Annotated in this window: 28 protein-coding genes; 9 read left to right on the top strand and 19 right to left on the bottom strand. The window is 48.0% G+C overall.

Features of this window, described 5'->3' with window-relative positions; genetic code table 11:
• Position 1: 1 nt before the first annotated feature.
• On the bottom strand, positions 2 to 1,498 hold the full coding sequence (locus tag LACPH_RS05720) for a hypothetical protein (RefSeq protein WP_274784754.1): 1,497 nt from the start codon (positions 1,496 to 1,498) through the stop codon (positions 2 to 4).
• A 198-nt stretch (positions 1,499 to 1,696) separates the two neighbouring features.
• Between LACPH_RS05720 and LACPH_RS05715 the strand changes: the two genes are divergently transcribed.
• The 4 genes from LACPH_RS05715 to LACPH_RS05700 are packed head-to-tail and all read left to right on the top strand — an operon-like array spanning position 1,697 to position 5,061.
• Positions 1,697 to 2,587, top strand: coding sequence for an ABC transporter ATP-binding protein (locus LACPH_RS05715; protein WP_274784753.1), 891 nt, complete (start codon positions 1,697 to 1,699; stop codon positions 2,585 to 2,587).
• Positions 2,584 to 3,348: an ABC transporter permease gene (locus LACPH_RS05710; RefSeq protein ID WP_274784752.1), complete on the top strand. Its 765-nt coding sequence runs from the start codon at positions 2,584 to 2,586 to the stop codon at positions 3,346 to 3,348. The genes LACPH_RS05715 and LACPH_RS05710 overlap by 4 nt, the downstream gene beginning before the upstream one ends.
• Positions 3,349 to 3,364: 16 nt before the next feature.
• On the top strand, positions 3,365 to 4,456 hold the full coding sequence (locus tag LACPH_RS05705) for a sensor histidine kinase (RefSeq protein WP_370531195.1): 1,092 nt from the start codon (positions 3,365 to 3,367) through the stop codon (positions 4,454 to 4,456).
• A complete protein-coding gene (locus tag LACPH_RS05700) occupies positions 4,453 to 5,061 on the top strand; it encodes a response regulator transcription factor (protein WP_274784750.1) in 609 nt (202 codons plus the stop codon). The genes LACPH_RS05705 and LACPH_RS05700 overlap by 4 nt, the downstream gene beginning before the upstream one ends.
• A 454-nt stretch (positions 5,062 to 5,515) precedes the next feature.
• Here the strand turns inward: LACPH_RS05700 and LACPH_RS14275 are convergent, their stop codons facing one another.
• The 6 genes from LACPH_RS14275 to LACPH_RS05675 form a co-directional block, all read right to left on the bottom strand.
• Positions 5,516 to 5,638 (bottom strand): GNAT family protein, encoded by a 123-nt coding sequence (locus LACPH_RS14275; RefSeq protein ID WP_370531194.1) that lies wholly within the window; start codon positions 5,636 to 5,638, stop codon positions 5,516 to 5,518.
• Between the two features lie 9 nt (positions 5,639 to 5,647).
• Positions 5,648 to 5,779 carry a hypothetical protein gene (locus tag LACPH_RS05695; protein ID WP_274784749.1) on the bottom strand — a complete coding sequence of 44 codons (132 nt, stop codon included), beginning with the start codon at positions 5,777 to 5,779 and terminating at the stop codon, positions 5,648 to 5,650.
• Between the two features lie 195 nt (positions 5,780 to 5,974).
• Positions 5,975 to 6,604, bottom strand: coding sequence for a glutathione S-transferase family protein (locus LACPH_RS05690; protein ID WP_274784748.1), 630 nt, complete (start codon positions 6,602 to 6,604; stop codon positions 5,975 to 5,977).
• A gap of 49 nt (positions 6,605 to 6,653) precedes the next feature.
• The gene (locus LACPH_RS05685) at positions 6,654 to 6,938 is read right to left on the bottom strand and encodes an ArsR/SmtB family transcription factor (protein WP_274784747.1); all 285 of its coding nucleotides are present in this window, start codon (positions 6,936 to 6,938) and stop codon (positions 6,654 to 6,656) included.
• Between the two features lie 143 nt (positions 6,939 to 7,081).
• Positions 7,082 to 7,399: a carboxymuconolactone decarboxylase family protein gene (locus LACPH_RS05680; protein WP_087912024.1), complete on the bottom strand. Its 318-nt coding sequence runs from the start codon at positions 7,397 to 7,399 to the stop codon at positions 7,082 to 7,084.
• A gap of 1 nt (position 7,400) precedes the next feature.
• Complete coding sequence (locus LACPH_RS05675; protein WP_274784746.1) at positions 7,401 to 7,817, bottom strand: cupin domain-containing protein; 417 nt, start codon at positions 7,815 to 7,817, stop codon at positions 7,401 to 7,403.
• 219 nt (positions 7,818 to 8,036) lie between these two features.
• Between LACPH_RS05675 and LACPH_RS05670 the strand changes: the two genes are divergently transcribed.
• Positions 8,037 to 8,918 carry a LysR family transcriptional regulator gene (locus LACPH_RS05670; RefSeq protein ID WP_274784771.1) on the top strand — a complete coding sequence of 294 codons (882 nt, stop codon included), beginning with the start codon at positions 8,037 to 8,039 and terminating at the stop codon, positions 8,916 to 8,918.
• 114 nt (positions 8,919 to 9,032) lie between these two features.
• On the opposite strand, the gene LACPH_RS05665 is transcribed toward LACPH_RS05670, so the two are convergent.
• Positions 9,033 to 9,803 (bottom strand): ABC-2 transporter permease family protein, encoded by a 771-nt coding sequence (locus tag LACPH_RS05665; protein ID WP_274784745.1) that lies wholly within the window; start codon positions 9,801 to 9,803, stop codon positions 9,033 to 9,035.
• The gene (locus LACPH_RS05660; RefSeq protein ID WP_274784744.1) at positions 9,796 to 10,728 is read right to left on the bottom strand and encodes an ABC transporter ATP-binding protein; all 933 of its coding nucleotides are present in this window, start codon (positions 10,726 to 10,728) and stop codon (positions 9,796 to 9,798) included. Before LACPH_RS05660 ends, LACPH_RS05665 begins: the two co-directional genes overlap by 8 nt.
• Before the next feature lie 156 nt (positions 10,729 to 10,884).
• Here LACPH_RS05660 and LACPH_RS05655 point away from each other — a divergent pair, with 156 nt between their 5' ends.
• The 3 genes from LACPH_RS05655 (at position 10,885) to LACPH_RS05645 (ending at position 14,252) form a co-directional block, all read left to right on the top strand.
• Positions 10,885 to 11,559: a response regulator transcription factor gene (locus LACPH_RS05655; RefSeq protein ID WP_087912019.1), complete on the top strand. Its 675-nt coding sequence runs from the start codon at positions 10,885 to 10,887 to the stop codon at positions 11,557 to 11,559.
• A 17-nt stretch (positions 11,560 to 11,576) separates the two neighbouring features.
• Positions 11,577 to 12,473 (top strand): sensor histidine kinase, encoded by an 897-nt coding sequence (locus tag LACPH_RS05650; protein ID WP_274784770.1) that lies wholly within the window; start codon positions 11,577 to 11,579, stop codon positions 12,471 to 12,473.
• Between the two features lie 138 nt (positions 12,474 to 12,611).
• Entirely contained in the window at positions 12,612 to 14,252 is a 1,641-nt protein-coding gene (locus tag LACPH_RS05645) for a peptide ABC transporter substrate-binding protein (protein ID WP_274784743.1), read from the top strand.
• 53 nt (positions 14,253 to 14,305) lie between these two features.
• Here the strand turns inward: LACPH_RS05645 and LACPH_RS05640 are convergent, their stop codons facing one another.
• The 9 genes from LACPH_RS05640 to LACPH_RS05600 form a co-directional block, all read right to left on the bottom strand.
• Positions 14,306 to 15,118, bottom strand: coding sequence for a PHP domain-containing protein (locus tag LACPH_RS05640; protein WP_274784742.1), 813 nt, complete (start codon positions 15,116 to 15,118; stop codon positions 14,306 to 14,308).
• A gap of 282 nt (positions 15,119 to 15,400) precedes the next feature.
• The gene (locus LACPH_RS05635) at positions 15,401 to 16,129 is read right to left on the bottom strand and encodes a deoxynucleoside kinase (protein WP_274784741.1); all 729 of its coding nucleotides are present in this window, start codon (positions 16,127 to 16,129) and stop codon (positions 15,401 to 15,403) included.
• Between the two features lie 79 nt (positions 16,130 to 16,208).
• Positions 16,209 to 16,940 (bottom strand): nicotinamide riboside transporter PnuC, encoded by a 732-nt coding sequence (gene pnuC / locus LACPH_RS05630; RefSeq protein ID WP_010488807.1) that lies wholly within the window; start codon positions 16,938 to 16,940, stop codon positions 16,209 to 16,211.
• Between the two features lie 230 nt (positions 16,941 to 17,170).
• Positions 17,171 to 18,106, bottom strand: coding sequence for an SDR family NAD(P)-dependent oxidoreductase (locus LACPH_RS05625; RefSeq protein WP_306387683.1), 936 nt, complete (start codon positions 18,104 to 18,106; stop codon positions 17,171 to 17,173).
• 34 nt (positions 18,107 to 18,140) lie between these two features.
• Positions 18,141 to 18,971, bottom strand: coding sequence for a peptide-methionine (S)-S-oxide reductase MsrA (gene msrA / locus LACPH_RS05620; protein WP_274784768.1), 831 nt, complete (start codon positions 18,969 to 18,971; stop codon positions 18,141 to 18,143).
• A 163-nt stretch (positions 18,972 to 19,134) separates the two neighbouring features.
• Positions 19,135 to 19,821 carry a histidine phosphatase family protein gene (locus LACPH_RS05615; protein WP_274784740.1) on the bottom strand — a complete coding sequence of 229 codons (687 nt, stop codon included), beginning with the start codon at positions 19,819 to 19,821 and terminating at the stop codon, positions 19,135 to 19,137.
• Positions 19,822 to 19,914: 93 nt separating this feature from the next.
• A complete protein-coding gene (gene sdaAA / locus LACPH_RS05610; RefSeq protein ID WP_274784739.1) occupies positions 19,915 to 20,784 on the bottom strand; it encodes an L-serine ammonia-lyase, iron-sulfur-dependent, subunit alpha in 870 nt (289 codons plus the stop codon).
• Between the two features lie 47 nt (positions 20,785 to 20,831).
• A complete protein-coding gene (gene sdaAB / locus LACPH_RS05605) occupies positions 20,832 to 21,497 on the bottom strand; it encodes an L-serine ammonia-lyase, iron-sulfur-dependent subunit beta (protein WP_087912013.1) in 666 nt (221 codons plus the stop codon).
• 166 nt (positions 21,498 to 21,663) lie between these two features.
• A complete protein-coding gene (locus LACPH_RS05600; RefSeq protein ID WP_274784738.1) occupies positions 21,664 to 22,314 on the bottom strand; it encodes a DUF1054 family protein in 651 nt (216 codons plus the stop codon).
• Positions 22,315 to 22,514: 200 nt separating this feature from the next.
• Between LACPH_RS05600 and LACPH_RS05595 the strand changes: the two genes are divergently transcribed.
• A complete protein-coding gene (locus LACPH_RS05595; protein ID WP_274784737.1) occupies positions 22,515 to 22,961 on the top strand; it encodes a YueI family protein in 447 nt (148 codons plus the stop codon).
• A 128-nt stretch (positions 22,962 to 23,089) separates the two neighbouring features.
• Here LACPH_RS05595 and LACPH_RS05590 read toward each other — a convergent pair whose 3' ends face one another.
• On the bottom strand, positions 23,090 to 25,048 hold the full coding sequence (locus tag LACPH_RS05590; RefSeq protein WP_274784767.1) for a glutamate--cysteine ligase: 1,959 nt from the start codon (positions 25,046 to 25,048) through the stop codon (positions 23,090 to 23,092).
• Positions 25,049 to 25,379 lie beyond the last annotated feature (331 nt).

The following is a 25,379-nucleotide window of genomic DNA, read 5'->3' as shown; positions in this document are numbered from 1 at the left end:
CTCAAGCAAACGTAAACTTAAAACCGCACGGCAACACGACCGCATAATCTTCTCCGGCCACCTGCAATTGCAGTGGCGGCGTGTTCGGTAAGGCATCCACTGCTTTGGCGGGACGGCCGAACGGGGCAAAGCCATTCAGATCTTCGTGATAAGTCGCCGCAAACAACTTGATAATCTCATCCCGCGCTGTGACAGTCTGCAACGTCAAATCGTGATCCACCCGACCGTGACGATCATCCACCATCAACGTTTGGCGAAATTCGCGTAACCCTGCCACCTGCGCCTGTTCGGTGGGTGCATCATCGGTGACATCCGGATTATCGGTCTCGCTGGCTGGCTGCTTGCGGGTCGGATTCGCTAAGTAGCTGACCGGTCCCATTGTTGAGGCATCAAGCAAATCGCTGGGATCTTCTACCTCGCGATCCCCCGGCAAGTGCCGTGGTACCTGCGCTGGAATATGAAGCTGTTGATAGTGTGCCAGCAAGCCATCTAACTTTTTGGAGAGCGCCTTGATGTCAATGGTTTGGCGCTTGGCATGTTCAAACTCCTGACTCAACAAGTGAACGATGCCCAATAACGTGTTGAACACTAAATATATCGAATCCAGACTGCTGTCAATCGCTGTGGCAGTCGGACTCATACTGAGTGCTAATCTGGTCATCTGCGCCTGTGCCCATTGTTTGGTCCGCTGCAGCCGCATCACTAACGCTTCTTGACGGCCAACCGCCCGAGCAGCATCAAGATCATCACTGCCTTGTTGGGAATGGGCAATTTGATCGGCAAAAGTCGCGTCATTTGCTAAGCCTTGAATCCGTGACGCCTGATTCAGCATCTTCTGATAAGCGGGAATTGCCTTGTGGCGCAACATGTGCTGCAAATGGCTCGCCGCCTGACTACCGTGATTGAAGGCAATGTCATTGGCCAATTCATCAAGATCGTCTTCAAGTTTATGGATGCCCTTCATAACATCATCATAGGCATTTAGCATGTTTTGAAAATTGTTGTAAAGCTGGGTGTCTGCACCTGAACGTACCGGCACACTTAACTTTGCCACCAAATCGACATATTCCTGAATGCGATTCGTATTGGCCGTAATGGTCGTTTCGGCATCAATGACTTTTTGCATCATTTTCAAATATTCGATGCCGCTGCTGGTAATCCGATAGACATAGGATTGAATAATATGGTAGCTGCCATTGTGCATGCGGGCACGCACTTTTCGCGGATTCATCTCCACCAAACCGGCTTGTGTGACCAACACGTCAAGGACTTTCTTCAAAACATCATCAGCAATCGTCGTTTCGCCGCCGCTTGTGTCCAGATAATCATTGTTATATTTTCGTGCCAGGTAACTTAACGTAACGGGTTCACTACTACTGCCAGCATCACGGTAAAGAATCGTCAACACGAACCAACCGGCAAGCGGATGATGCACGCTCAAACCTAATTGAGTTGCCAATAATAACTGCCGCAAAGGTGCTGATAAGGCTGCTGCCATAAGCTGGTCCCTTTCTATTTCCATACCATTGTCTGATGCCTTCCATTATACAAGAAGAATGCCTCACACAATAGCTCCCACATCCAGCATGCTGCCAGACTTTTTGCAAAACATGACATTTGTCACACCACATTCATGACATTCGCGACTACTACCCAATCCCCCGACTACGTAGTATCAGTAGTGGAGGTGGACAACATGACCACAATCATTCAAACAGAACATCTAAAATTCAACTATGACAAGAAACAGGTTTTAAAAGACATTAACTTAACCGTCCATGCCGGTGAAATCATCGGTTTGATCGGTGTCAACGGCGCTGGTAAAACGACGCTACTGAACATTTTGCTAGGGCTTTTATCGGGAAAAGGCGCCGTCAGCGTTTTTGACAAAAAGCCCGGCAACCCCAATAGCAAGGCCCGAATTGGCTCGATGCTTCAAGGCGACATGATCATCCCCGGCATTACTGTCGGCGATATGTTAAAACTTGCCGCTGAACAGACTGAGCATACGCTTGACCCAGACAGCTTGCTTGCCGATCTGAATCTGACGCAACTCAAGACCCAGCGTCTCGGTAATCTCTCCGGCGGCCAACTTCGCCGTGTCACCTTTGCCGTTGCGTTAATCGGCCAACCTGATCTGCTGTTCCTAGACGAACCGACTGTCGGCATGGACGCGAATGCCCGAAAAGCTTTTTGGGATCAAGTTGAACAACTGCGACAACAAGGCAAAACCATCGTTATCACTAGTCACTACCTCGAAGAAATTCAGCAAATTGCCGATCGCTTATTGATCTTGCAAAATGGCCGCTTTACGTTCGATGGCACCTTACAACAGCTTCAAAAACAACATCTGGGCGCCACAATCACTTGTGAAACCGATCTGCAACCAGCCATTTTTAGCGGACTGGCTGATGTCGATCACGTCCACAGCATGGGTGACAAACTGGTCATTCACAGCCGCAACGGTGATCAGACGCTGAAAGCACTCGTACCGATGCTCGATCGACTGCATCAAATCAGCTTGAATCGCGAATCACTTGAAGACATTTTCCTACAATTAACCAAACAGGAGGTCTCACAATCATGAAAACATTCTTAGCTCAAGTGGCCTTTGACGGCAAGCGCCTGGTTTTCCGCAACTTTTCGTTTATTTTCTTTTCACTCTTGATGCCAGCAGGATTCTATCTGCTTTATACCAAAGTCATGATCAGTGGCTCTGCTGTGGCAATCAAACAATTTAACATTAGTTATATGGATCAAATGATTGTTTTTAGTATTCTTCTCGAAGCACTCTTCAGCATTGCGTCCATCTTGAAACGCGATCGCGACAAAGGATTCACGACATTTTTAAGATTATCGCCAAAAGGCATGGTCCCTTATTACGTCTCAATCACTTTCTGGATGCTGATGATGAGCTTGCTTTCGGTGATTGTTTTAGGCGGCATTGCGATTGGCGTTAACAATGTCAGCCTTGATGCTAGTCAGTGGTTAGGCTTCCTTGGCATTATTTTAATCGGCCAGTTACCCATCCTGATGATTGGCATTGCGTTGTCTCATATTCGGCGTGAAGAAATGCTCAGCTTGGCCAGTAACTTACTCACTTTTCCCATGGCCATTATCAGCGGCTTATGGTGGCCGATCAGCCTGCTGCCGAAGTGGTTACAAACCATCGGCAAGGAGACGCCGACTTACTTCGTGAATAATCTCTTAAATCAGGTGACCTCACGTGCTACAGTAGACTTAACAAATCTAGTTGGGATTGCCGTCTGGTTTGTACTCGGCAGTTTGCTAGTGGTTGTCATGACAAAACATGAACAACGGAAGGGCGTGGCTTTGGGTGAAGCATAATCTTCGGTCATGGTTAATGAATCTCGAATGGACCAGCTATATTTGGCTGGTCTATTTGCCGTATATCATGGCTCAATATGTTCCGACAAAATCGGTCAATGACTGGATTTGGCTCGGTTTGGGCGTGGTGTTTCTGGTCGTCTACATTCTGGTCAACGAAATCGACCGGTGGCTACCCGTCACGATTCCGCTGGAGCTGGCGATCACCGGTTTATTTGCGATCTTCGCTTTCAATGATTACATGATTATTTATCCCGGTTGGCAAGTATCCTTTATTTTAGCTAGGTACCCACGAAAATATTTTCACTGGTTCGCCACAGCCTTCTATCTCATTATTCTCGTGGGTCTATGGCGCGCCAATCTGATCCATCCGGGTACTTTAAACATCTCAAATGGTAACTTGCTCAATCTCGTTTTCCCGCTTGTCTCGCCAATCTTTGCCTATACGGCCTCACGCTCCATTATCCGCCAACGCCAACTTCGCCAAACAAATCGGCGTCTGCAGGCCATCGTTCGTCGTGGTGAACGCGAACGGATTGCACGCGACTTGCATGACACCCTCGGCCAGAGCTTTTCGATGATGACCCTTAAGGCTGAGCTCGCCAAAAAGCTGCTGGACAAGTCACCTGAGCGCGTCGGACCGGAACTGGACGACATTGCCCAAACCAGTCGTCACGATTTGCAGTTGGTTCGTTCGATCGTCAACGACCTGCACCAACAGTCGTTAAGTGAGATGATGTTAACGCAAGGGAAAAATCTTGCGGAAGCCAATGTGGTTTTGCTGACAGACGGCGAAAATGACGCCACCGAATGGCCAACCAAGGTGCAGATTCATCTAAGTCCGGTTATTTCCGAAGCCATTACGAATGTGATTCGCCATGCGCATGCCCATCAAGTTGAGATAACTTTCGAACAAACGCCAAGCGACTACATCGTCAACATTCAAGATGACGGACGATCCAAAAATTACGTCCGCGCGGGTTCAAACGGCATTAGCGGCATGCAGCAACGGATGGCGGAAGTTAACGGCACCTTTGTGATCATCCACAATCGGCAAGGCACTCTGGTCACACTTACATTACCAAAGGAGTGGCAGCAACTATCATGATTACGCTATATCTCGCAGAAGATCAAAGCATGTTAAACTCGGCACTCACCCAGCTATTGGACTTAGAAGATGATTTACATGTGCTGGGGAGTGCTGGAGATGGTGCAAAGGCATGGGAAGACATCCAGCAGCTCAAGCCCGATGTTGCCATTTTAGATATCGAGATGCCCAAACTAACCGGCCTTGATGTCGCCGATAAAATTCATGAAAGTGACTTGCCAACGAAAGTCATTATTTTGACCACCTTTGCGCAAAAGGCCTATTTCGAGCGCGCCGTTGCAGCTAAAGTGAATGGTTATCTTTTAAAGGATAGCCCGAGCGACGACTTAATCGCAGTCATTCGTAAAGTGATGACTGGGCAAACAATTTACGCGCCAGAGTTGGTGACAAACATGGTTACGGCCGAAAGCAATCCCCTCACTGACCGCGAACTGGCAGTTTTGGCAGAGGTTGCTAGCGGGTTGTCTTCTAAGCAAATCGCTGCTTCCTTGTTTTTGTCTGAAGGTACAGTGCGTAATTATCTATCGGCCATTTTTAGCAAGCTTGGGGTGCACAATCGGATTGAGGCGGTGGAGATGGCTAAGCGGAATAAGTGGTTGGCTTAGGGTTGCTGGCGTTGCAACAAATGTTGAAGATGCGGACAGGCATTATGGTATATTATTAGACAAGAAGGAGAGAGTTGCAGCTGCAAAAGTCCAAGTGTGAATGTAAGGTACACATGAGCTTGGAAGTACATTCATACTCCTTCTGGTAAATTTATGTTGCGGTCGCAGTCCTCGTGACTGTGCGAATTGAAATATCTCAACTGTTTTGGTGGGAATACTTTGAATCTCATCGCAGTCCTCATGACTGCGTGAATTGAAATCACTCGATATGACACTCGACTTGATAGCGGACTTGTCACTATCTCCATGACTATCGCGACTGAAACTCAAAATTAAACAGCCTCACCTTAGTCTCCCTGAGCGTAGACTGGGTGAGGCTGTTTAATTTTGACCATTCTCGAAACATGGCATCTCTTGATTAAACTCCAATCTCTGAATAAGTCAGCTTACCAAATTATTTAAACCCCAGTGACTGATAAAACTCAGGTACTTGATAAGACATCGTATCCAAGTGCACCGTGTGACACCCAAAAGTCTGCAGAGCCTTTAGTAGCGTATTAACAAGTTGGGTTCCAATGCCTTGTGTCTATCTATGCGCTTCAGCCACCAACAAGGTTTCAACATAACCAATTTGATACATAGAACTATAACCGGAGAGTCCACCCATGCATCGTCCATCTTCTTCTGCCAAAAAGTTAACAGCTAGTTCGTCTTGCATTAACGGCTTCTCGATTAAATTTTAAGCCCCCAAACCGATCGTCAACAACCGCTATTGTTTGATCATTCGCCTTCTCAATAATTAGAAAAATGAACAAAAAAGCCGATTAGCACCATCGACTTCCAAGAGTAATTAAACTTATCCTATAAACGTCATAGGCAACCAGCAACTTTCATGAAACCCATTTGTTCGGTCCTATCCATCCGTAACGCTATGCGGCCGCCCTTCAACTCGAAGCACCTCCTTCACACTAGGCCGCTCACGCATTGATTCGTCAAACGCCTGTAACTTCTGCAACCCATCAAACGAAAAGCCAAGCCGCCGCATCCAGTTAGTCATGACGAATAGATACGGATCCGCCATCGAAAACCGTTTACCCATCAACCATGGCCCCTGAAGACGTTCCTCAACATACTGCAATCGCGGTACCACACGCTGCCACACCAACTTTTTTGAATCCGCAGTATTCGGCAGCCAATTACCACGGCGAAATGGTGATATAAAATTTTTGTGCAATTCGGTCGCAATATAATTTAACCACATGCGTTCCTGCCAGTAAGCCATACTCTCCTCTGAGCTGCGATAATCACTCTTAGCTTTTAAGGCTATAAACTCCAATATCACAGCGCATTCAGTCAAATATTTTGTCGGCGAAATCTGCAACGTTGGCACATATGACTTTGGATTGATCTGATTATAATCACCGCCTCGCCAAGTTTTGCGATCCAAATTGACCTTTTCTGTCTCAAAATCCAAACCAGCATCTGTCAACAAAATATGCGGCGCCATCGCACTGGTGCCTGATGCGTAAAATAACCTAAGCATATTGTGCATCTCCCTTTATTCGATGAATATCGAATTAAAAGGCAAAAAATTAAAGTGTCGCCAGAAAGCCTGGTAAAAACCGATCAAAAGTTGCCTCGTTGATAGATAAATACTTGGTTTGGGCTACTTGGCGTGTATGTGTTAACCCCGCTAATCGCATGGCGCGAAAATGATACGAGACCGTTGATTTGCTTAAATTAAGCTGCGCACTAACCTCCGAACACGTCAGCTCTCGTCGCGCGTGGTAAAGTATCCGCAAAATCTCAATGCGATGCGGTTCACCAAGGACTTTAAAAATGTTTGCAATTTTCTCGTCTTTTTGTTCGATATCCATAGAACTAGCGTAGTTCTTCTGAATGCCGATGACAACCCCATTCACAGAAAAAAGGCAAAGCCTCAGTCGCTCACGGCCACCAAGTCTTTGCCAATTTTTAGCTGATAAAATCCATAGTTTTAGTCAATCGCACGCCAATTTCATCATTCCCCATAGACTTCCTTTGCCAGAGCAAACGCAGACCAAGCTTTTGGCCACCCTGCATAAAAGGCTAGATGGGTAATTTCAGCAACCACTTCTTTCTTGGTGATGCCATGCTCCTTGCCCATACGAAGATGCGCCTTTAGTTGCGGAAAATCGCCGCTGGTCATGAGGCATGCAATTGTAACGAGACTACGATCGCGTGCCGATAGTTCATCTTCTTTTGACCAGACTTCTCCGAATAACACGTCATCATTAAGAGCAGCAAACTGTGGTGCAAATTCACCCAATTGTTTGCGTCCGGCTGTTTGTTTTACCATGCTACTTTACCTCCCGTAGTTGTGCATAAGCTTGATCAGAGACTGGCTCTAACCATTCACTGGTCCCCTTGGTAATTGCCACGTGACTAAACCAACTATCTTTAGTCGCCCCATGCCAGTGTTTGACGCCTTCGTGTATCGTGACGACATCGCCTGGACGTAATAAGCGTGCAGGTTCACCGGCCGCTTGGTACCAACCTTCACCACTCGTAACTAATAAGATTTGAAAGCCATTGTGATGAATATGCCAGTTATTCCGGCATCCGGGTTCAAAAGTCACATTGGACACGTGCACGTCAACGCCATCGGACGCATTTGCTAAACTTTTCAGATAACTTTTTCCAGTAAAATATTGTTGATACGCGCTATTAACCGCACCTAATCCAAAAATGCCTGCTTGTTGATCTTTATCGTTCATTGCTTGTGCCTTCTTATGTTTTCTTCCATTATCGGTCAGACGTTTAAAAATGTATAATGCTTATATAACATGTTACGTTATGTGTTTTCTCTATATTTAAAATCAACATGCGTTCATCAACCGAAAAGACAAAATCTCAAACGAAACAATCTGTCCCGATTCATCTCGTCTGAAGTTTTGTTTCCATCCGGGCAGATCGTTTCATTAGGGGGCTTCTCAGTGGAATTAAGAACTTTGCGTTACCTCGTGGCCATTGCGGACGCGGGCACCATCACAGCCGCAGCCAATAAGATTCACATTTCTCAACCCGCCTTGTCCAGACAAATGCAAGAACTTGAAGCCGAGCTTGGCACCAAACTCTTTCAGCGCAAGCGCCGGGCGATCAGTCTAACGGCAAATGGTACCTATTTGGTCAATCGTGCGCGCCAGATTCTTAATCTTACAGAAACTGCAATTACCGATATCACGGATGAAAATATCATCGGTGGCAATTTGGCAATCGGTCTGGGCGAATCCCATCTCAACCGCACCGTCCTGCGCGCCGTTAAACAACTGTTAGTCGCATACCCAAGCATCCAGCTGCAACTTTATAGCGGTAATGCCGACGAAATTATGGAACGACTTGATCAAGGTTTGTTGGACTTTGGCGTTGTGATTGATCCAACTGACACTTACAAATATGCTTTTAGCAAAATTAACGGCGAAAATCTTTGGGGGTTACTTATACCAACTAATGATCCCTTGGCTAGTTTGCCTGGTATCTCCGCCCCTCAGATAAGCGGGCACCCACTCATTGTTTCAGAAAGACAATCGGTCGTAGAAATGTTGCAAAAATGGGCCGGTCATCATTTTTCCGAAAGCCAAATTGTCGCTCGTTACAATTTAATCTATAATGCTGGATTACTTGCAGAGGCGGGATTGGGTTACGTAGTCGGCATCAGTCGGCTCCTGAACCAAGAAGAAATGTCATTAAAGTTTGTGCCCTTTTCGCCTAAGCTTGCGACACAAATGGCGCTCATTTGGACAAAAAATACGCCACTATCAAAAGCAGCGCAGAAGTTTTTGACGTTTTTCCAGCAAGTAAATAACCAGACATCGTAACAGTACTTTTTCATTTTTTAATCTGCCCAATATGTGAGACAAAAACCAGCATGTAACCTGACCGAAAGTCCGGCACATGCTGGTTTATTCGTTTAGAACGCCTCTTAAACCACCCTACAATTCCTTCCGCCGCAAAATCAAAACCGACAACCCAATCATCACAATCAGAAAGCCAAAACTCACCGCAATGTACGGCGGCAACGCGCTCATTTTCATACTGCCAACGCCGAGACTCTGCGAAACACCGAAGAAATTAAAATACTTGAGCCAGTCCCAATGTGCGATAAGATTGAGGACTTCGATGAGTATCGGGAAAAGCACCACGACAATCGTAGCAATTGTCATCGAGCCGGTTGCAATCAACAAGAAAACGCCGAGACTGAAGACAACACTCAGAAAAAAGGTCGCTGCAACAATGCTTAGTCCCATTGTCTGCAAGATTGTTGACCAATCTCCGCCTAATGCTCTGCCTTTGATTAACCCACCGATAAGCACCATGCCAAAGTTAACCGTAAACAAAATCAGCAGATCCAACAACATCACCAAATATTTTGCCAATATGAATTGCAGTCGCGAGATTCCGGAAATCAACGTGTTTTTGTAAACTTTTTGTGTAAATTCGTACCCAAAGACAATCACGAAGACGCCAATAAAGAAGTACAACAATAGCGTCGCGGTCATATTGGCGGCTTTCAAACCAAACAACACCGTCCATGGCCGATCAGCAACTTGGGTAAAAACGCTGCTGCCAACAGACACCGTGACGCCACCAACACTTTTGGCTAGCACTGCCAATAAAGCATAAACGATTGTCACAGCCAGCATGATATACATGCCGACCGTATGTAGTTGCCGATAGAAGTCTGCGCGAATTTGATTAATCATGGTTGACCTCCTGCTTTTCTGTCTGACCCAACAGTTGCAGATAGAATTGTTCCAGTGAGCCAGTCTGATGACTGATGTCTTGAACCAAGACGCCATTTGTCACCAATAGTTGATTCACACGGGCAGCATCAACATCCCCCTTGCGCAACAACAGGTGATGATCGTCAAGCACGTCGAAAGGTTTATAACCGTTGTGGTCAAGTACCTGCACGGCTAGAGGCGCTTGATCAACTGTTATGGTCAGGCCTGATTGATTCGCTTGATCCAATTCAGTCTTGCTCAGTTGCTTGATCATTCTGCCATGGTGAATAATGCCAAACCTTGTCGAAACCTGATAAAGCTCACTCAAAATGTGACTCGAAATCAGCATCGTTGTTTGCCGTTCTTCGTTTAACCGCTTGAGCAGAAGGCGAAATTCCATAATGCCGGATGGATCCAGTCCGTTAATCGGTTCATCCAAGATCAAAAAATCTGGGCGCGGCAAAATAGCCAATGCTAGTCCTAACCGTTGCCGCTGGCCTAATGAAAGGTGGCGTGCTTGTGTTCGCTGTTTTTCCTGAAGACCCACAAAATCAACGGTTTCAGCAATCACTTTTTGATCATCAATGCCGTGTTGAATGGCGCAGAGATGTAAGTTTTGTAAGACGGTCAATTTTTCAAACGCGGCTGGGCTTTCGATCACAGCACCAATGCGACTCAATGCGCGCTGGTAGTGCCCGGCATTTTCCCCTAATAACGTAATTGTCCCTGTTTGCATCGGCGAAAGTCCCGTAATAAGCCGCATGAGGGTTGTTTTCCCTGCCCCGTTTTCGCCGATTAACCCAAAAATGTCGCCGCGCTCAACGGTAAAATTGATGTGATCTAATGCCTGAAAATGGCCGAAGTGTTTGCTAACCTGTTGAATCGTTAATATTGGTTCGCTCATGATGCTTAGCCTCCAAAATTTTAATTTGTTTTTATTCTACAATTCCAGACTACCGAGTCTTTCTTAATTACTAGCATAATCAATCCTTAATTAAACCTAAATTGTGGCATCCAGGCTTGTTAGTTTACACTGTCATTAGTAGGAGGTCGCGACATCATGGCTAAAATTTTAATTGTTGAAGACCACAAAGATATACAAGCGCTGTTACAAGATGTGCTGGCACCGACTTACGAGGTTGTCCAAGCCTTCGATGGGATTCAGGCTTTAACGCAATTTCACCAAACACACCCTGATCTTGTAATTCTCGATCTCATGTTACCGAATGTCACCGGCGAGAGTGTTCTGACCACAATCCGCAAAACTTCGCAAGTCCCGGTTCTTGTTTTGACCGCTATTCAGGATAAGCAGAAAACCGTGGCATTGCTCAAACAAGGAGCTAATGATTATCTAACCAAACCGTTTGACATCGACGAGTTGCTTGCGCGTGTTCAGGTTCAGCTACGTCAAAATAAACCCACCACCGCACAGGAAGACGACGCATTACAAGTTGGTGAAATTGTACTCGATCCAAAACGCCATGCCGTCACCGTCAACCGCCGTCCATTGACTTTACCCAAAAAAGAATACGCCATATTGGCACTCATGATGCGCGATCCTCATCAAGTGTTTGATAAACGCCAACTTTACGAACAGGTCTGGGGCGAACCTTTTTTAAATGCCGATAACACGCTTAACGTCCACATCAGCAATTTACGAACCAAAATCAACGATCTGGCTCAGAATCCGAAATACATCATTTCGATCTGGGGCATCGGTGTTCGACTCGTTTGACAAGGAGATTTTTTATGATGCTTGCAATCATTATCGTACTTAGTCTTATTTGCTTGCTGGTGACCAGTCTGTTTTTGCTTGTCATCATCGACCTGAGACGGATCAACCATGATTTAGACTATATCAATCATCACGAGACAAACGCCGGCGTGACCAGTAACACCAACCTTCCTTTGATCCGCGGACTGACTGCTGGGATTAATTGGAATCTCAATAAGATGCGCAAACTGCAGATCGAACAAATCGAGCAAGAACAAAAAATCCATCAGATGCTGATGGATTTGACCCACGATATCAAAACACCGCTCACGGTCGCTACTGGCTACGTTCAGCTGCTTGATCGCGAGCCCACAGCCGACGCCAAGCCCTTTATAACTCGCATCGCCAATAATTTACGCTCGGTTAACTATTACCTGCACTATCTGATGGACTTCAATCTTATCCAGGAAAAAACGCGCACTTTAAATCGCAAGCCAATTGACGTTTCAACGTTGCTCAAAACAGAACTTTTCGATTATTACGATCAGCTCACTGCCAATGGTTTGCAGGTCAAGCCTGACGTTACCGATGGAATAACCCTTGTCACCGATGAGACCCTATTACGCCGAATTATCCAGAACTTAATCGGTAACTGGCTTAAATACGCTAAAAACCAAGCAAGCCTTTCCCTCACCCGCCAAGATGCCAACCATATCGTCATGATTTTTACAAACGATACGGCAGAGCCGGTTCGCCATGTTGAGCGGTTGGCCGACCGATTTTATACCACTGACACCGCACGAACCACTCAAAGTGTTGGATTAGGGCTGAGCATTGTTCAATCATTGACGACAACGCTTAGTGGCAAAATGGCCATTGATGCGTACGATCACACTTTCACTGTCAAACTGACATTTCGTGAAAGCACAAAATGACCGCACCAACTAGTGATTATTTTAAAAGTTCAGGCAATTTCCTGAGTCAATTCATTCTTCCCTCCCCAAGATAAAACGCTTGCTTTTTGTAAGTATCTTGTTATCCTAAAAGCAGTTTACGAAATGGAGGGGCTCGCTTTGAAAACGCAACAAAAATGGCTCGTGATGATGACCGCTGCACTGACTCTGGTTCTGGCTGCATGCGGCCAGTCATCAGCTAAAACCAGTTCTAGTGCGAGCAAGCAGCAGGTCTGGCACCGAATGGAATCGGATGTTTTACAAACGCTCGACCCTAGCAAAGCATCCGAAGGCGTCTCTGGGCAAGCGATCATTGACACCATGAATGGCCTTTATAAGTATGAAGGACATGATTTACAACCGGCGATGGCAACGAAAATCGTCAAGCCAACCAATAATGGGCTAACCTATACGTTTAAACTGCGAAATGCAAAATGGAGCGATGGCTCGCCGGTGACCGCTCAGGATTTTGTTTTCGCATGGCAGCGCACGGTTAACCCAGCCACGAAATCATCGCAGGCCAACATGTATTCCGGCATTCAAAACGCCGATGACATTCGCGCTGGAAAGAAACCTGCGTCAACGTTGGGCGTCAAGGCGCTTAACGACAAAACACTGGAAGTTACCTTGGAACATCCCATCCCATATTTCAATAGTCTATTGAACAACGTCGCCTTTTTCCCGCAACCGGCCAAACAGGTTCAAAAATGGGGCGACAAATACGGCACCAAGTCTGCTTACACGCTTTCCAATGGCGCCTTTAAATCTAAGGAGTGGAGCGGAACCGGCGATAAATGGGTGGAAGTCAAGAATAACCAGTATTGGAATAAAAGGAACGTCCACCTGACGCAAATCGATGTTCAGGTTGTCAAAGACAGCAATACCGCGCTCGACCTTTATCATACCGGCAAACTGGATGACGCCACGTTAACCGGTCAGCTCGCTGCTCAGCAAAAAGGTAAAACTGGGTATGTTGCCAACAAGCGGGCGCGCACTTACTTTTTGGAGTTGAATGAAAATAAGGTGCCGGCTTTTAAGAACACTAAAATTCGCCAAGCAATTTCAATGGCGATCAACCGTGATTCTTTTGTCAAAAATGTGCTCGCTGACGGCTCGATCGTTGCCCGCGGTATTACGCCTGCCGACCTCAGCCAGTTGCCAAATAGCTCGACAGATTTCGCAACCGCCGTCGCTAAAGGCACTAAAGCTGTCACGTCTTACGACAAGAAAAAGGCCCAAACACTTTGGGAACAAGGGTTGAAGGAAACCGGCCTCAAGAGCGTCAGTGTTGAATTGCTCGGTGATGATGTTGATGCGGTTAAAGCTACACAAGAGTATCTTCAGGGAACGTTACAGGAAAATCTGCCGGGGCTTAAAATCAGTATCGCCAGTGTGCCGGCCAAAAATCGCCAACAACGCGCGTCAGACCGCAATTTTGATATGGTTCTGAGTACGTGGGGTGCCGATTATCCCGATCCCAACACGTATCTGGATCTTTTCACTAGCACGAGTGAGTACAACCACGGTCAATGGCAAAACAGCGACTATGATAAGCTCATGACCAAGGCCAACACAACTGATGCGAATGATCCGACAGCGCGGTTCAAAGACATGACGCAAGCCGAACAACTGTTAGTCAATCAGGCCGGCGCCACTCCGCTTTATCAGCTCGTCGCCGCCCGGATGGTAAATCCGAAAATGCACGATCTCAAAACCAGTCCCGGGAACAGTTTTAACTTTGTCTATGCCTATTTGAAGTAAACCAAAAGCCGACTCCGATGCGCGGGCCGGCTTTTTAGTGTTTTCATTATTGATCAATACGCATTATCTGCGTCAATCACTGGCGGTTCGATAGGCACCATGGTTCGCTTGTGATGGCGATAAGTGGCGATCTCTTTGACGCCATGACGTTTGAGCATGGCCAACGCCTGCGCAAAATTAGCCTCATAGTGCGGGCCTTCATGCGCATCGCTGCCGATTGTAAACAAATGTCCACCTGCCGCTTGATACCAAGTGATGGCCAGATCATACAAAGGCGCATTATGCCACTTGTACATGGATTTTGTGTTTAGTTCTAACGCCAAGTCATGATCCACGGCAATCGCAAAAATCTGATCGAGGGCCGCTTTTCCCCACGCTTCTAACTGCTCCGGGGTTAATTCAAACTGGCGCACGCCATAGTCAAAGTGAGCCAGCACGTCTGCATCATGAAAGCGTTGGATACCAGTTAACATGCGTGAAAAATAGTCCGTCAACACTTGCTTGGGTGGTAGTGTTGCGATTTGCGTGTCCAAATAATCATGTTTGCCATCATGATGAAAGCTCAACAACGTAAGATCAAAGTCATGATGCGCCAAATAGTCGCGCAGTCGCGGTTCGGCTGGGGCAAAATAGCCGGCCTCAATGCCCAGCAGCATCTCATTATGATAATTCGTGGCAAGGGCTGCTTGAGTCCGTACCATGCCGGCATAATCCGGTAGATCATCGCGCCCGCCATCGTCAGGATTATCGAATTCCAGATGTTCGGTGGTCACAACCGGCGCCTTGGTTTGCGCCAGATAATCGCGCAATTGAGCTTCAGAGTCAAATGAGTATAAAGTGTGCATGTGTTGATCGTAAATCGCCACAATTAATTGCCTCCTCCAAAAAAGTCACGCTGTGCAGAAAATGACGCTCCATTTGATTTAATGTCATCGCTTCATTAAGCATAGCATAAAAGCTGCGCAACAACGGTAACTGGCGACAATCGGCGGGCAAGTTCTAGCAAAAAGCATGGGCATCTTCACTCAAGTCCTCCAAAGCAGTATACAAACCAGCGATACAAAAAATGGTCTTCAGCAACCTACCCGAAATCGGGCCAGCTTACCGAAAACCATTTTTAATGTTACAACTGACGAAGCCAAAATTAATCAAGCAAATTTTGAAATAGGACCAGCTGCGTGCTTAGCTTGTAAAGCATCAAATTCTTTAGGCGACAGCTTACCCAAATCAACCAGCTTGGTTTCAATTTGATCAAGCACCGTGGCGCGGTCAGCCGCGGAATGAATGAAATCGTAACGATCGCGATCCACCGTAATCATGGATGATCGAGTATAACCTTTAGCCCATTCTTGATACGCGGTGTTCACCCGCCGATAATAATCCACCAACTCCGGCTTTTGGCGAATATCTTCCATATCCCGACCGCGATTTTGGATCTCATCAAGCTCGTGTTCCGGATCGATTTTCAGATAAACTGCCAGGTCCGGTAACCCGTTCCACGGACTACCGTTGACGTTGCTCTGCATCTCCTGTGACAACGTGACATAAACATTGTAATCGACATCATCGATTTCACCATGCTTATGTAACTGTGACGCCATCACAAAGTCGGACTCAAGCGATGAATCCATAATGGCATTTTCCTGGGTAACGGCCTTTTTTAATTGCTGATAACGGAAGGTTAGGAAAGCAATCTGCAACATGGCACCTGTGCGCTTGCGACTGTCCGCCCCGGCGCCATAAAATTTCTGCAACATATTGGCAATCATGCCGTTGCCTTCAACATCTTCATAATACGCAGGGGCTTCCATATCTTCTGACAAAACTTTTGTCAATGAAGTTTTTCCTGCACCAATACTACCCAGAATGTAGATCACAAATCTCGCTCCTCAATTATCCGAATTAAAATGATGACAACAAATCAAAACATTACCACAACGGCCACCCAAATACCACTTAAAGTGCCTTTAAGCCAAGTTGCTTGCGGCCGCGATTGAACCATGGGCTGACCGTGAAAGCAAGAATATCATTGATGACGTAAATACTGGAATTGATGGCCATCGCCAGGCTGGCATCGCCTTGGGCAAATGTTACGGCCCACAAAATTAACTGCGCAATGCCACTGAACAACCACCAGAAGTATTGATTATTGTAACGCAAGAAGCAAACAATGCCGCCTGTCAGCGAAATCGCGAACGCCATGCCATCGTAAATCGGCCGCGGATCATTGGTGTACTGGCCGATTAAATAAGCACTGACAGCCCAGACAACCAGCGTAAAGCCAATCGAGAGCACCCACTTTTGCAAGTTGAAGGTCTTCAAATGATTCTTGGTATCGTCATTCCAGGTCCGCACACTGATCAACACTGGCAGATCAAGGGTGATGACATAGGCAACCTGTTCAAACATCGAAAGATAATTGCGGGCGGTGAACCCGACAAAAATAAAGCACGCGGCACTCAACAGACCTAGCCAGCCATTAACGGCTTTGGTCGCGTTGATGGCCAAGACACAAAGAACGCCAAGTGTGGTGCCGATGAACGTAATCACCGTCACTGCCGTTATTTTGGCATCCACCAGCGTCATGAGCTGACAGCCAAAAGCAAACCAAAACAAATAATAATTTTGTTGCGGCCATCCCTTTAACTGATGCAGCAACCAACTAAAATAATTCCCAGACGTTTGCACGAAATAAGACCCCTTTAAGCTTGAATTTCGTCGTATGATAACGAACGTCTTTATTATGCCGCAACATTTTTTGAAATGTAAGTCTTGCATATACAATATATCGGTGGTAATAGCAGTGTCTACCACAACATGTGCTATATATATAAAACCGTTTCCATCGTGATTAACTCGGCTTTTCAGAAAATCGGAATATTTTTTGTGATTTTATTGCGCCTGGAAAATGTCCTGCTTCAAACGCCGGTAACCTGCCGCGATGCGCGATACAGCCGATTTAATAAGTCCTGATCATGCAATTCGGGGCGACTGTTCCAACTCCATAACCCTGGATAACCGCGCAGCCCGTGCCATGACGCCGGCGCATAGACGACACCGCCTTGTGCATGGGCATCCGTTGCAGCGTAAAGCGCCGGCAATGCTGCTCGTTGAGGCGATTGCCGCAGCCACGGCATGATGCGAAAACTCAGTGCTGCCAACCGCATTGGCCAAGCCGTTGCCCGTGACTGAATGGTTTTAAGACTGGTCGCCGCCAATCCCGGGCTCGAACCATTTACCATGACCGATTGTCCCGCCTCGTGGAACAGCTGATTAAGTTTCACCGCCATCATCGCCTGAGCTAGTTTGGAGTTGGCATAAAACGTCCATGGACGGTAATGGCGCCCATCAAATTGATTAAAAGTTAAATGCGGCCGCCCCATGGCAATCGAAGCAACGTTCACTACCCGGGCTTTTGGCGTTTTTGCCAACAACGAGGCTAGACGCAAGATGAGGATAAACCCGGCGAAGTAATTAACCGCCCACATCAATTCAACACCATCACGCGTGACCGTGCGCTCAGCTGGCATCATGACGCCGGCATTATTGATTAAAATATCCAGCCGCGGCAAGGTTGCCAGGAGTTCATCTGCCAACTGATTCACGGCGATTTGATCACTCAGGTCAGCTGCGATGAAACGAATCAGTTGCCGTTGCGTTTGCTGTTTCAACGTTTCAACCGCTGCCTGCCCTTTAAGCCGATTTTTCCCAATAATGATCACAGTTGCGCCATGTCGCAGCAAGGCCGCGCTCATGGCAAAGCCAACGCCGCTGGTGCCGCCAGTGACGACTGCATATCGCCCAGTAAGATCAGGCATGTCGCGTTCCGTCCAGTGTCGTTTTGGCGCCCGCATCTGCATCTGTGTCACCTCCGTTAATGACCACCTTTTAGGCCCGCTTTCGCCGCTTCAACAGCATCCGTAAATCACCTTGTGCATGCTGAAACTTAAGAAACTGCTGGCGGGTCTTTTCAACCATTCGATACCGTTTCGGGTTCTTTTTGTAAAAGTCCTGATGGTAATTTTCCGCTAACCAAAATGTCGCAGCCGGCTCGATGGCTGTCACAATCGGGCGCAAGTAACGACCCGAGGCTGCTAGCTTAGCCTTCGCTTCTTCGGCAATCCGGCGCTGGTCATCATTGCGCACGAAGATTACTGGGCGATAATGACCACCACGATCCTGAAACTGGCCCAAGGCATCAGTTGGATCCGTTAGTTGGAAGTAAAGATCGACAAGTTGTTGATACGACATTTTCCGCGTATCGAAAATAATTTCAACGGCCTCCACATGGCCGGTGGTGTCGCTGATCACCTGTTCATAAGTCGGATGGTCAACGTGCCCACCCGTATAGCCGGAAACAACCGATTCAACGCCTGGCTTATCAACAAATGGCTCCACCATGCACCAAAAACAACCGCCAGCAAAGATTGCCCGATCCTGATAAGCAAGATCGCGCTGAAAATGCGCACTCACATCAGTTTCGCTTGCCGCTTCAGCATCCCCAGTTTGGGTTCGATAAAAATCGGCTAAATCCGGGGTTAGATTATCGCGGATCGCAAGCGGCCGCAAACTGGCTTTTAGTTGATCCCAACTTGCTCCGACTGTTTGCCCTGCTTCAACTTGCTGCTTTGCCCGCAGCAACTGCTCACGCTCAAAGGCCCTCGTCCCCGGTGCCAGCAATAAATTTGTTAACTTTGCAAGATAGACTTCTGGCGCCATCTTCATCGCACATCGCCTCCAGTGATTGATTCACCATCAGTATACGCGTGCTGCTTATTTTTAGATAGTGCACAATCTTTTTTAAATCCGGATCATCGGGATTCGATCGGAAATAAAAAAAGCCTGCTTACATGCACAAGCAGACTGCGGTTCTGAAATTCCGTCATTGTGACCACGCTTCTTGTAACCCCTGATCCCGAAACGTCGTGTTATCCACCCAGTCCACTTTGAAGCGACCGTTTTGGTACGTCACCTTGCTGACGCTGGCATTTGTGAGTTCGGTGCGATTTGGTAAGTCCGCGCCATGTGCCAGCAGCCACAACAAACTGGCGGTACCGTGGCTGACAACCAGAATGCTCGTCTCATGAGCGGCCTCTGCCGCGGCAACAATCCGGCGCAATGCCAAATCATAGCGGGAAACAATTTGCTGGGTGTTTTCCGCCTGATCGGTCACATCGGCGGCATGTAAGCGATCAGGAATTGCCTCAAGTGGTACCTTGCCACTTGTCACGAGTTGATGGTAATCCGGGACGCCAAAAACTTCTTCTGAAACATCTTTGAGCTCGCGACCTTCAAAAATACCGTCATTTTCCTCACGTAAGCCACCATTCGTTTCAATTGGCTGTTTTTCGTCCATCCCCAAAAGAATCTGTTGCGCCGTTTCTTGAGCGCGAATGAGATCACTGGAGACAACCCGATCAAACTTCAAGCCACTTGCCTTTAAGCCCAAACCCAGAGCAAATGCCTGTTTACGGCCATGGGCATCCAAGCGCGAATTAGTCACACCTTGAATCAACTGGCGAACATTACCTGCAGTTTCTCCGTGTCGGACTAAGTATAAATTAATCACAGTCTGCTCCCTTTCAAAACGTGCCATTCACCGACATCAACAATGAATCATAGCTGTCCTTGCCCGAATGTTTCATTCAGTTATCCTCGACAATCATGCTTTGCCAAAGATTTTCTTCTTCAACCGTAAACCCGTTGGTGTTGTCGCCAAACCACCCTCGCCCGTCTCGCGCAACGTAGCCGGCAACTGCATCCCCACGCGATTCACGGCCTCGATGACTTCATCAGCCGGAATCACACTGATACACCCGGCAAGCGCCATATCAGCGGAAATCATGGCCTGACTGGCACCCAGCGCATTACGTTTCACACATGGCACTTCCACCAAGCCGGCAACTGGATCGCACACCAACCCCATCATATTTTGCAAGGTAATCGCAACGGCCGTAGCCGCCTGCTCGGCCGTGCCGCCGTTAGCCGTCACCAACGCCGCCGCGGCCATCGCACTGGCCGAACCGACTTCTTCCTGACAGCCGCCTTCTGCTCCGGCAATCCCAGCGTTATTGGCAATCACCAAGCCAAACGCGCCGGCTGTGAAAAGAAAATCCAGCTGCTGGTCATGGCTCAAATGCAGCCGATCGCGCATCGCTAGTAAGACCCCGGCCAAAACACCCGCCGAGCCAGCAGTCGGTGTCGCGCAAATAAGTCCCATTTTGGCATTGACTTCATTCACCGCAATCGCATTGCGCACTGCTTCCATAATCGGCTGGCCGCTCATAAATTGCTGGTCAGTAATATAGGTGTTCAGTTTCTTCGCCTCGCCACCGGTCAGACCAGTGACACTTTTAACGCCAGCGATGCCTTCCTTCACCGATCGCTCCATGACTTCAAGGTTTCGACTCATCAAATGGCGGATCTGCTCTTCGGTTCGCGTCGAATTTTCAACTTCCGTGTGCACCATCAGCGCCGCAACAGAAGGAAAAGCATGACTTTTCTCAACAAGCTCTTTGACGGTATAAAACATTTTCCGCTCCTTTACCAGGCAATTCGTGACGACATTTTAAATGCGATTCACTCGAAATACGTCACATTGCGCATGTGCGGCAGCAACTTCAACTTTGCCAGAATATCAGCTTGATAATCATCAGCCTCAATAATCATAATTGCCTGCTTACCTTTAGCCGTTCGCGTGACCGTCATGGTGCCGATATTAATCCCTGCATTCGAAAAAATGCCAGTCACTTTCGCAATCATCCCCGGAACATCATCGTGAATGGTGATATAAGTCGGCTGGCCCATACTCAACGAAATCTTGAAGCCATTGATTTCCGTGATCTGAATGTTACCGCCGCCAATCGAAACGCCGGTCACCGCCAGTCGATGATCGCCAGCTTGCAAGACGATATGGGCCGTGTTAGGATGATCAACCTTATCGCTTTTCGGCACAAAACTGACTTTGATGCCTTGATCGTATGCCAATTTCAAGGATTCCGGCAGTCGCGGATCATCAGGCGCCATCCCCAGTAGTCCAGCGACCAGTGCCACATCTGTTCCGTGACCACGATAGGTTTTGGCAAATGATTCATACAGATAAATCGTAATGACTTCCGGTTTTTCGCCAAAAATATCACGCACGACTTTGCCGATACGTGCCGCCCCGGCAGTATGGGAACTGCTCGGCCCGACCATGACGGGACCGATAATATCAAAGACACTGTGAAACCGAATATCTGGCATGGCTTTCTCCTTATTTGCAGGTGTTACCAGTCGCTCAATGCAGGCTGACATTTAAAAACAACGTGAGTTCCTATTCAATGTGATTTTACCACCCTGAACTTCGGTATGCTTGGTTTTAAAAGCTTTCGTTCTATTTCTTCTATGCGACTAATTGACAGTCAGTTCATCACTTTTCAGCCTGATAAGCCGCCACGTTTTGTACAAGCTGATCTAATATCGGTGCCAGGTCGGCGACACGCCGCTGAATCTCTGCCCACAAGACATCCGGGGTTGCCCAAATAGGATCATCTGCTAAATATACCTGTCCGATGAGGAACTCGGCATTTTTAACCGTTTCAAACCGCGTGATTTTCTGTGTTAACGCGGTTGGGCTGAGCGCAACCGCAGCCTTGGCGGTATGGTCATCGCCTATCAACCACTGGCCGGGCATCTTTTTGATCAGCGGTGCGACGCCTGCCAACAGCTGCGGTACCATTTTACTTTCACGCAAACAAGCGAGCCATAAAAACAGGCGATCATCCCAAAAGCCCAATTCAAGGTGCGGCAACATTTTATAGCCGCGGCGACTCGTGGAAAAGGCAACCCATGTGTTAGGCGGCGGATTCTTATGGCGGCGCTGATGTTTCGCGATATGGGTAAAAATCGGGTGATTGGCCGCCTGCAACAAAGGCACGATCGCCTTGGCCGCTTCAGCAAACTTCGGATCTAATCGTTCGCGGATTAAAGCCATTCGTGCAGCGAGTGTCGGTTCCGCAAAAGCCGTGAAATCTTCTTGGGTAAACACCGATCCCTCACACCTTTCTTTACATGAGATCATGTTACAATGGAACACACGGAGTAGCGATGATTAGCTGATGGTCGCTGCTTAGCCTAGTCACCATAACGCGTTCGCCAGCCCAGAAACCTGCGTGTAAGAACCTCAGTCGCAATCTAAGACCGGGCCATCACGCCTGAGGCCACTTACACGCCGGTTCTAAGCGGGCTGGCTCACGCTCACTTAAAGGAGGGCTTTTTAATATGTCAGACGATAACATGCAGGAACATCTGAATAGTGCACTTTACGGTCCCCCGCAGACCAACCCCGATGAGCGGCGGCGGTTTATGGGCTCATTACGCGAACGAGTTGTCTTGCGCGTTTCCAACCAGGAATTGGCAGACCCCAAACGCCAGCACCAAGTAGCCCCGCTGCTAAAAGATTTCCATGACCACGGCTACAAGGCCTTGTTAAACGGTAAACTTGATAACGCCATCACGGGTCCTTACATGAAAATGCTCACCGACGCCAACATTCCGTTTACGCTGGTGGCAAATGAAACCGCCCAAACTGATGACAAAGCTGCGGGCTTGCTGATTGTTTCAGACAAAGCCATCAACCAAAGCACGATCGACTTGCCACCACTGGATCAAGATCAAGACAAAGCCAAACCCAAAAAACGCGGCTTCGATTTGTTCAAGCATCTGTAAGCAAACCATCGCTGGCATGGTCCACATCAATAAAAAATATAAAAGCAAGTACTCTCAGAAACGCATACGTTTCCGGGAGTACTTTTGTTTAGCTGGAGCGACAGAACTTTTAATGACATCAGTTACTTTTAAGCAAATAACCAGTTCAACAGTTTCGGCGCAATGAAGCGCGGTGTGCCCATATCCGGCTGTTGCGGTGAAATTAGGTCTGGTGCCGGATTGACACTGATCACCACGGCTTGTCCTGCCACATCCGGATCATAGGTAGCATACAGATTATCAATCACGATGTCGACTGCGGCTACAGGCAAATCAAGAGCTGCCGCTGCTTCAACGGCCAGCTTTTTATAACTTGGATCAATCTCATCCGTGACATCATAAAGATCGCCACCGGTTTGCGGATGGGCTGCAGTCGCCAGAAAAATTTGCTTGCCGCGGCGCAAAACGGTCTCTGGGGTTACCGATTGCAACTTCAATTGGCGCAGAGCAGCGGCATCGAGTTGCAACTGGCGGGCAGCCGGTCGGGTCCCATTTTTCAGTGCCACCAATTCTTTAATGGCTTTGCGGCCATCTCCCACCACATTCGCCGCCGCGGTTTCCAAAACACTGAGGACCTGCTGACTGACAATGGTAAAATGATAAGTCGTTCCCCGCGCCATCATCTCGATTAAGACCCCGTGATAACGGTTGGCTTCATGAAAAGCGCTGGCGAATTGTTTCTCAGTCGGCGGAACTGCAAACTGTTCAACCGCAACGCCTTGGCTGCGTGCTTCCGGTTTAACCACAATGCTTTTATGTGCAAAGCTCCGCTCAAACGCCGACTTGGCATCTGACCACCGAGTGAACTTCGCACCGCGGGCAACTGGTATGCCAGCCGCAGCAAGTAGCTTTTTCGCGGCATGCCGGTGCGTCGCAACTAACAAGGCATTGCCCGGGGTGTATTTGGTAATGGTGCCATCGACAATCACCTGCGTTTGCGTATCTGTCGTAATTTGCACCAACCCTTGTTGCCGATCCAAAAGCGTAAATTGATAACCGCCATCAATGGCAGCCTGCACCAACGCCTGCGTATTACCCGACAAATCGACCATGCCCGGTAACCCGTCCGCGCCCGCCAAATCCGTGCGGGCTTCTTCACTTAACGATTTGGCCGCGGCATTTTTATCGCCAAAAGCGGCCGCAACCTGGCCGGCAACCGTCGTCTCCGGTTTCATCAAACGGGTCTGCATCAATTCAAATGCCTGCTTCTGTTGCGCTGCCATTCCCATATGATTCAACCACATGGCCATAGCATCCATGGTCGCTGTCAGTTCCTTAATTGGCGTTGCAGGCTCCATTGCAGCAATCTTCCGTGCTTCTTCTAGAGCGTGACGACGCACTTCTCTAGCCACCGCGACCGGAATCTCTGGCTGACTCAACGCAAACCAGCAACTATCTCGCAAAAAGGTCAGCATTTGGGGTGTTATGCCGCTAGCTGTATAAGGGTCAAGTTCGACCATGACATCCAAGGCCAGCGTTCGATCCAGATGGTCCGGATCAGTCACTTTTTGAACCAGCTGCCGCTCCTGATCCGATGATGGCCAAAATGCTTGGTGACCAGACAGCGGCGTTGCAGCAAATAAATCCGTCAGTAAAGGCAACTGGCGCATCAGACCATTCGCCACCAAGTCGTAAACCTCATTGCGGTAAGCCACATAATCCGGACCCTGCCCCTGAAAATTTTCCGCAGTATACAGGCGTTCAAACAACGTTTCCGGCAAAACGATGCGAACGACTTGCTGATTCACGCGCTCTTCCGAAAAAACCGGCAGACGCCCGTCTTCAGGCAAATTTGCCCAAATGCGACTTAGCCCTGCACGTAATTCAGCAATCACACCGGCAAAATCGTCCAGCAATGGTGTTACCACCTGTAAAGTCGAGGCCGACAATGGCTGAACCAATGCATGCCGACTTAATTGGGGCCAGGCAGCCAACTGCGCGCCTTCCGGTAACACCGGCTTCACCGTCCGCACAACGCCAAGCCGGGTCTGCGTGACCAAATCAGATAAATGCTGTTTTTGAATCAGTTGCCAATAATGATTCACAATGTGTCATTCCTTTAGTTGATGATTTAGAATTAGATTAACACGCTAGAGGCAAGAGCGCGAACAGGAGCGGTTAGAAATCGGAGTGTAAGTGGGCTTGAAGCCTAAATGGCTGGGCTTTGGCCATTTAGGCTTCAAGGTCCTTACACGGAGATTTCTGCGACTGTAAGCGCGTTTAGACAAGAGCGCGAGCCGGTGCGCTTAGAAGCCGGAGTGTAAGCGGCCTTGGACGTGATGGCCCGGGTTTAGGCCATTGCGACCAAGGTCCTTACACACAGGCTTCTGCACCGGTAAGCGCGTTTATGCAAGACCGCGAGCCACCACGTTGAGAAAA

Origin of the sequence: Lacticaseibacillus parahuelsenbergensis (assembly GCF_030770265.1) — a bacterium.
In the GTDB taxonomy this organism is placed as follows: Bacteria; Bacillota; Bacilli; order Lactobacillales; family Lactobacillaceae; genus Lacticaseibacillus; species Lacticaseibacillus casei.
This window is presented reverse-complemented; position numbering and strand designations above follow the sequence as displayed.

Coding starts and splice junctions, on each gene's coding strand:
- LACPH_RS05720 (WP_274784754.1), bottom strand. CDS start 1,498: ATGGCAGCAGCCTTATCAGCACCTTTGCGGCAGTTATTATTGGCAACT.
- LACPH_RS05715 (WP_274784753.1), top strand. CDS start 1,697: ATGACCACAATCATTCAAACAGAACATCTAAAATTCAACTATGACAAG.
- LACPH_RS05710 (WP_274784752.1), top strand. CDS start 2,584: ATGAAAACATTCTTAGCTCAAGTGGCCTTTGACGGCAAGCGCCTGGTT.
- LACPH_RS05705 (WP_370531195.1), top strand. CDS start 3,365: ATGAATCTCGAATGGACCAGCTATATTTGGCTGGTCTATTTGCCGTAT.
- LACPH_RS05700 (WP_274784750.1), top strand. CDS start 4,453: ATGATTACGCTATATCTCGCAGAAGATCAAAGCATGTTAAACTCGGCA.
- LACPH_RS05695 (WP_274784749.1), bottom strand. CDS start 5,779: ATGCAAGACGAACTAGCTGTTAACTTTTTGGCAGAAGAAGATGGACGA.
- LACPH_RS05690 (WP_274784748.1), bottom strand. CDS start 6,604: ATGCTTAGGTTATTTTACGCATCAGGCACCAGTGCGATGGCGCCGCAT.
- LACPH_RS05685 (WP_274784747.1), bottom strand. CDS start 6,938: ATGGATATCGAACAAAAAGACGAGAAAATTGCAAACATTTTTAAAGTC.
- LACPH_RS05680 (WP_087912024.1), bottom strand. CDS start 7,399: ATGGTAAAACAAACAGCCGGACGCAAACAATTGGGTGAATTTGCACCA.
- LACPH_RS05675 (WP_274784746.1), bottom strand. CDS start 7,817: ATGAACGATAAAGATCAACAAGCAGGCATTTTTGGATTAGGTGCGGTT.
- LACPH_RS05665 (WP_274784745.1), bottom strand. CDS start 9,803: ATGATTAATCAAATTCGCGCAGACTTCTATCGGCAACTACATACGGTC.
- LACPH_RS05660 (WP_274784744.1), bottom strand. CDS start 10,728: ATGAGCGAACCAATATTAACGATTCAACAGGTTAGCAAACACTTCGGC.
- LACPH_RS05655 (WP_087912019.1), top strand. CDS start 10,885: ATGGCTAAAATTTTAATTGTTGAAGACCACAAAGATATACAAGCGCTG.
- LACPH_RS05650 (WP_274784770.1), top strand. CDS start 11,577: ATGCTTGCAATCATTATCGTACTTAGTCTTATTTGCTTGCTGGTGACC.
- LACPH_RS05625 (WP_306387683.1), bottom strand. CDS start 18,106: ATGCGGGCGCCAAAACGACACTGGACGGAACGCGACATGCCTGATCTT.
- msrA (WP_274784768.1), bottom strand. CDS start 18,971: ATGGCGCCAGAAGTCTATCTTGCAAAGTTAACAAATTTATTGCTGGCA.
- sdaAA (WP_274784739.1), bottom strand. CDS start 20,784: ATGTTTTATACCGTCAAAGAGCTTGTTGAGAAAAGTCATGCTTTTCCT.
- sdaAB (WP_087912013.1), bottom strand. CDS start 21,497: ATGCCAGATATTCGGTTTCACAGTGTCTTTGATATTATCGGTCCCGTC.
- LACPH_RS05600 (WP_274784738.1), bottom strand. CDS start 22,314: ATGATCTCATGTAAAGAAAGGTGTGAGGGATCGGTGTTTACCCAAGAA.
- LACPH_RS05595 (WP_274784737.1), top strand. CDS start 22,515: ATGTCAGACGATAACATGCAGGAACATCTGAATAGTGCACTTTACGGT.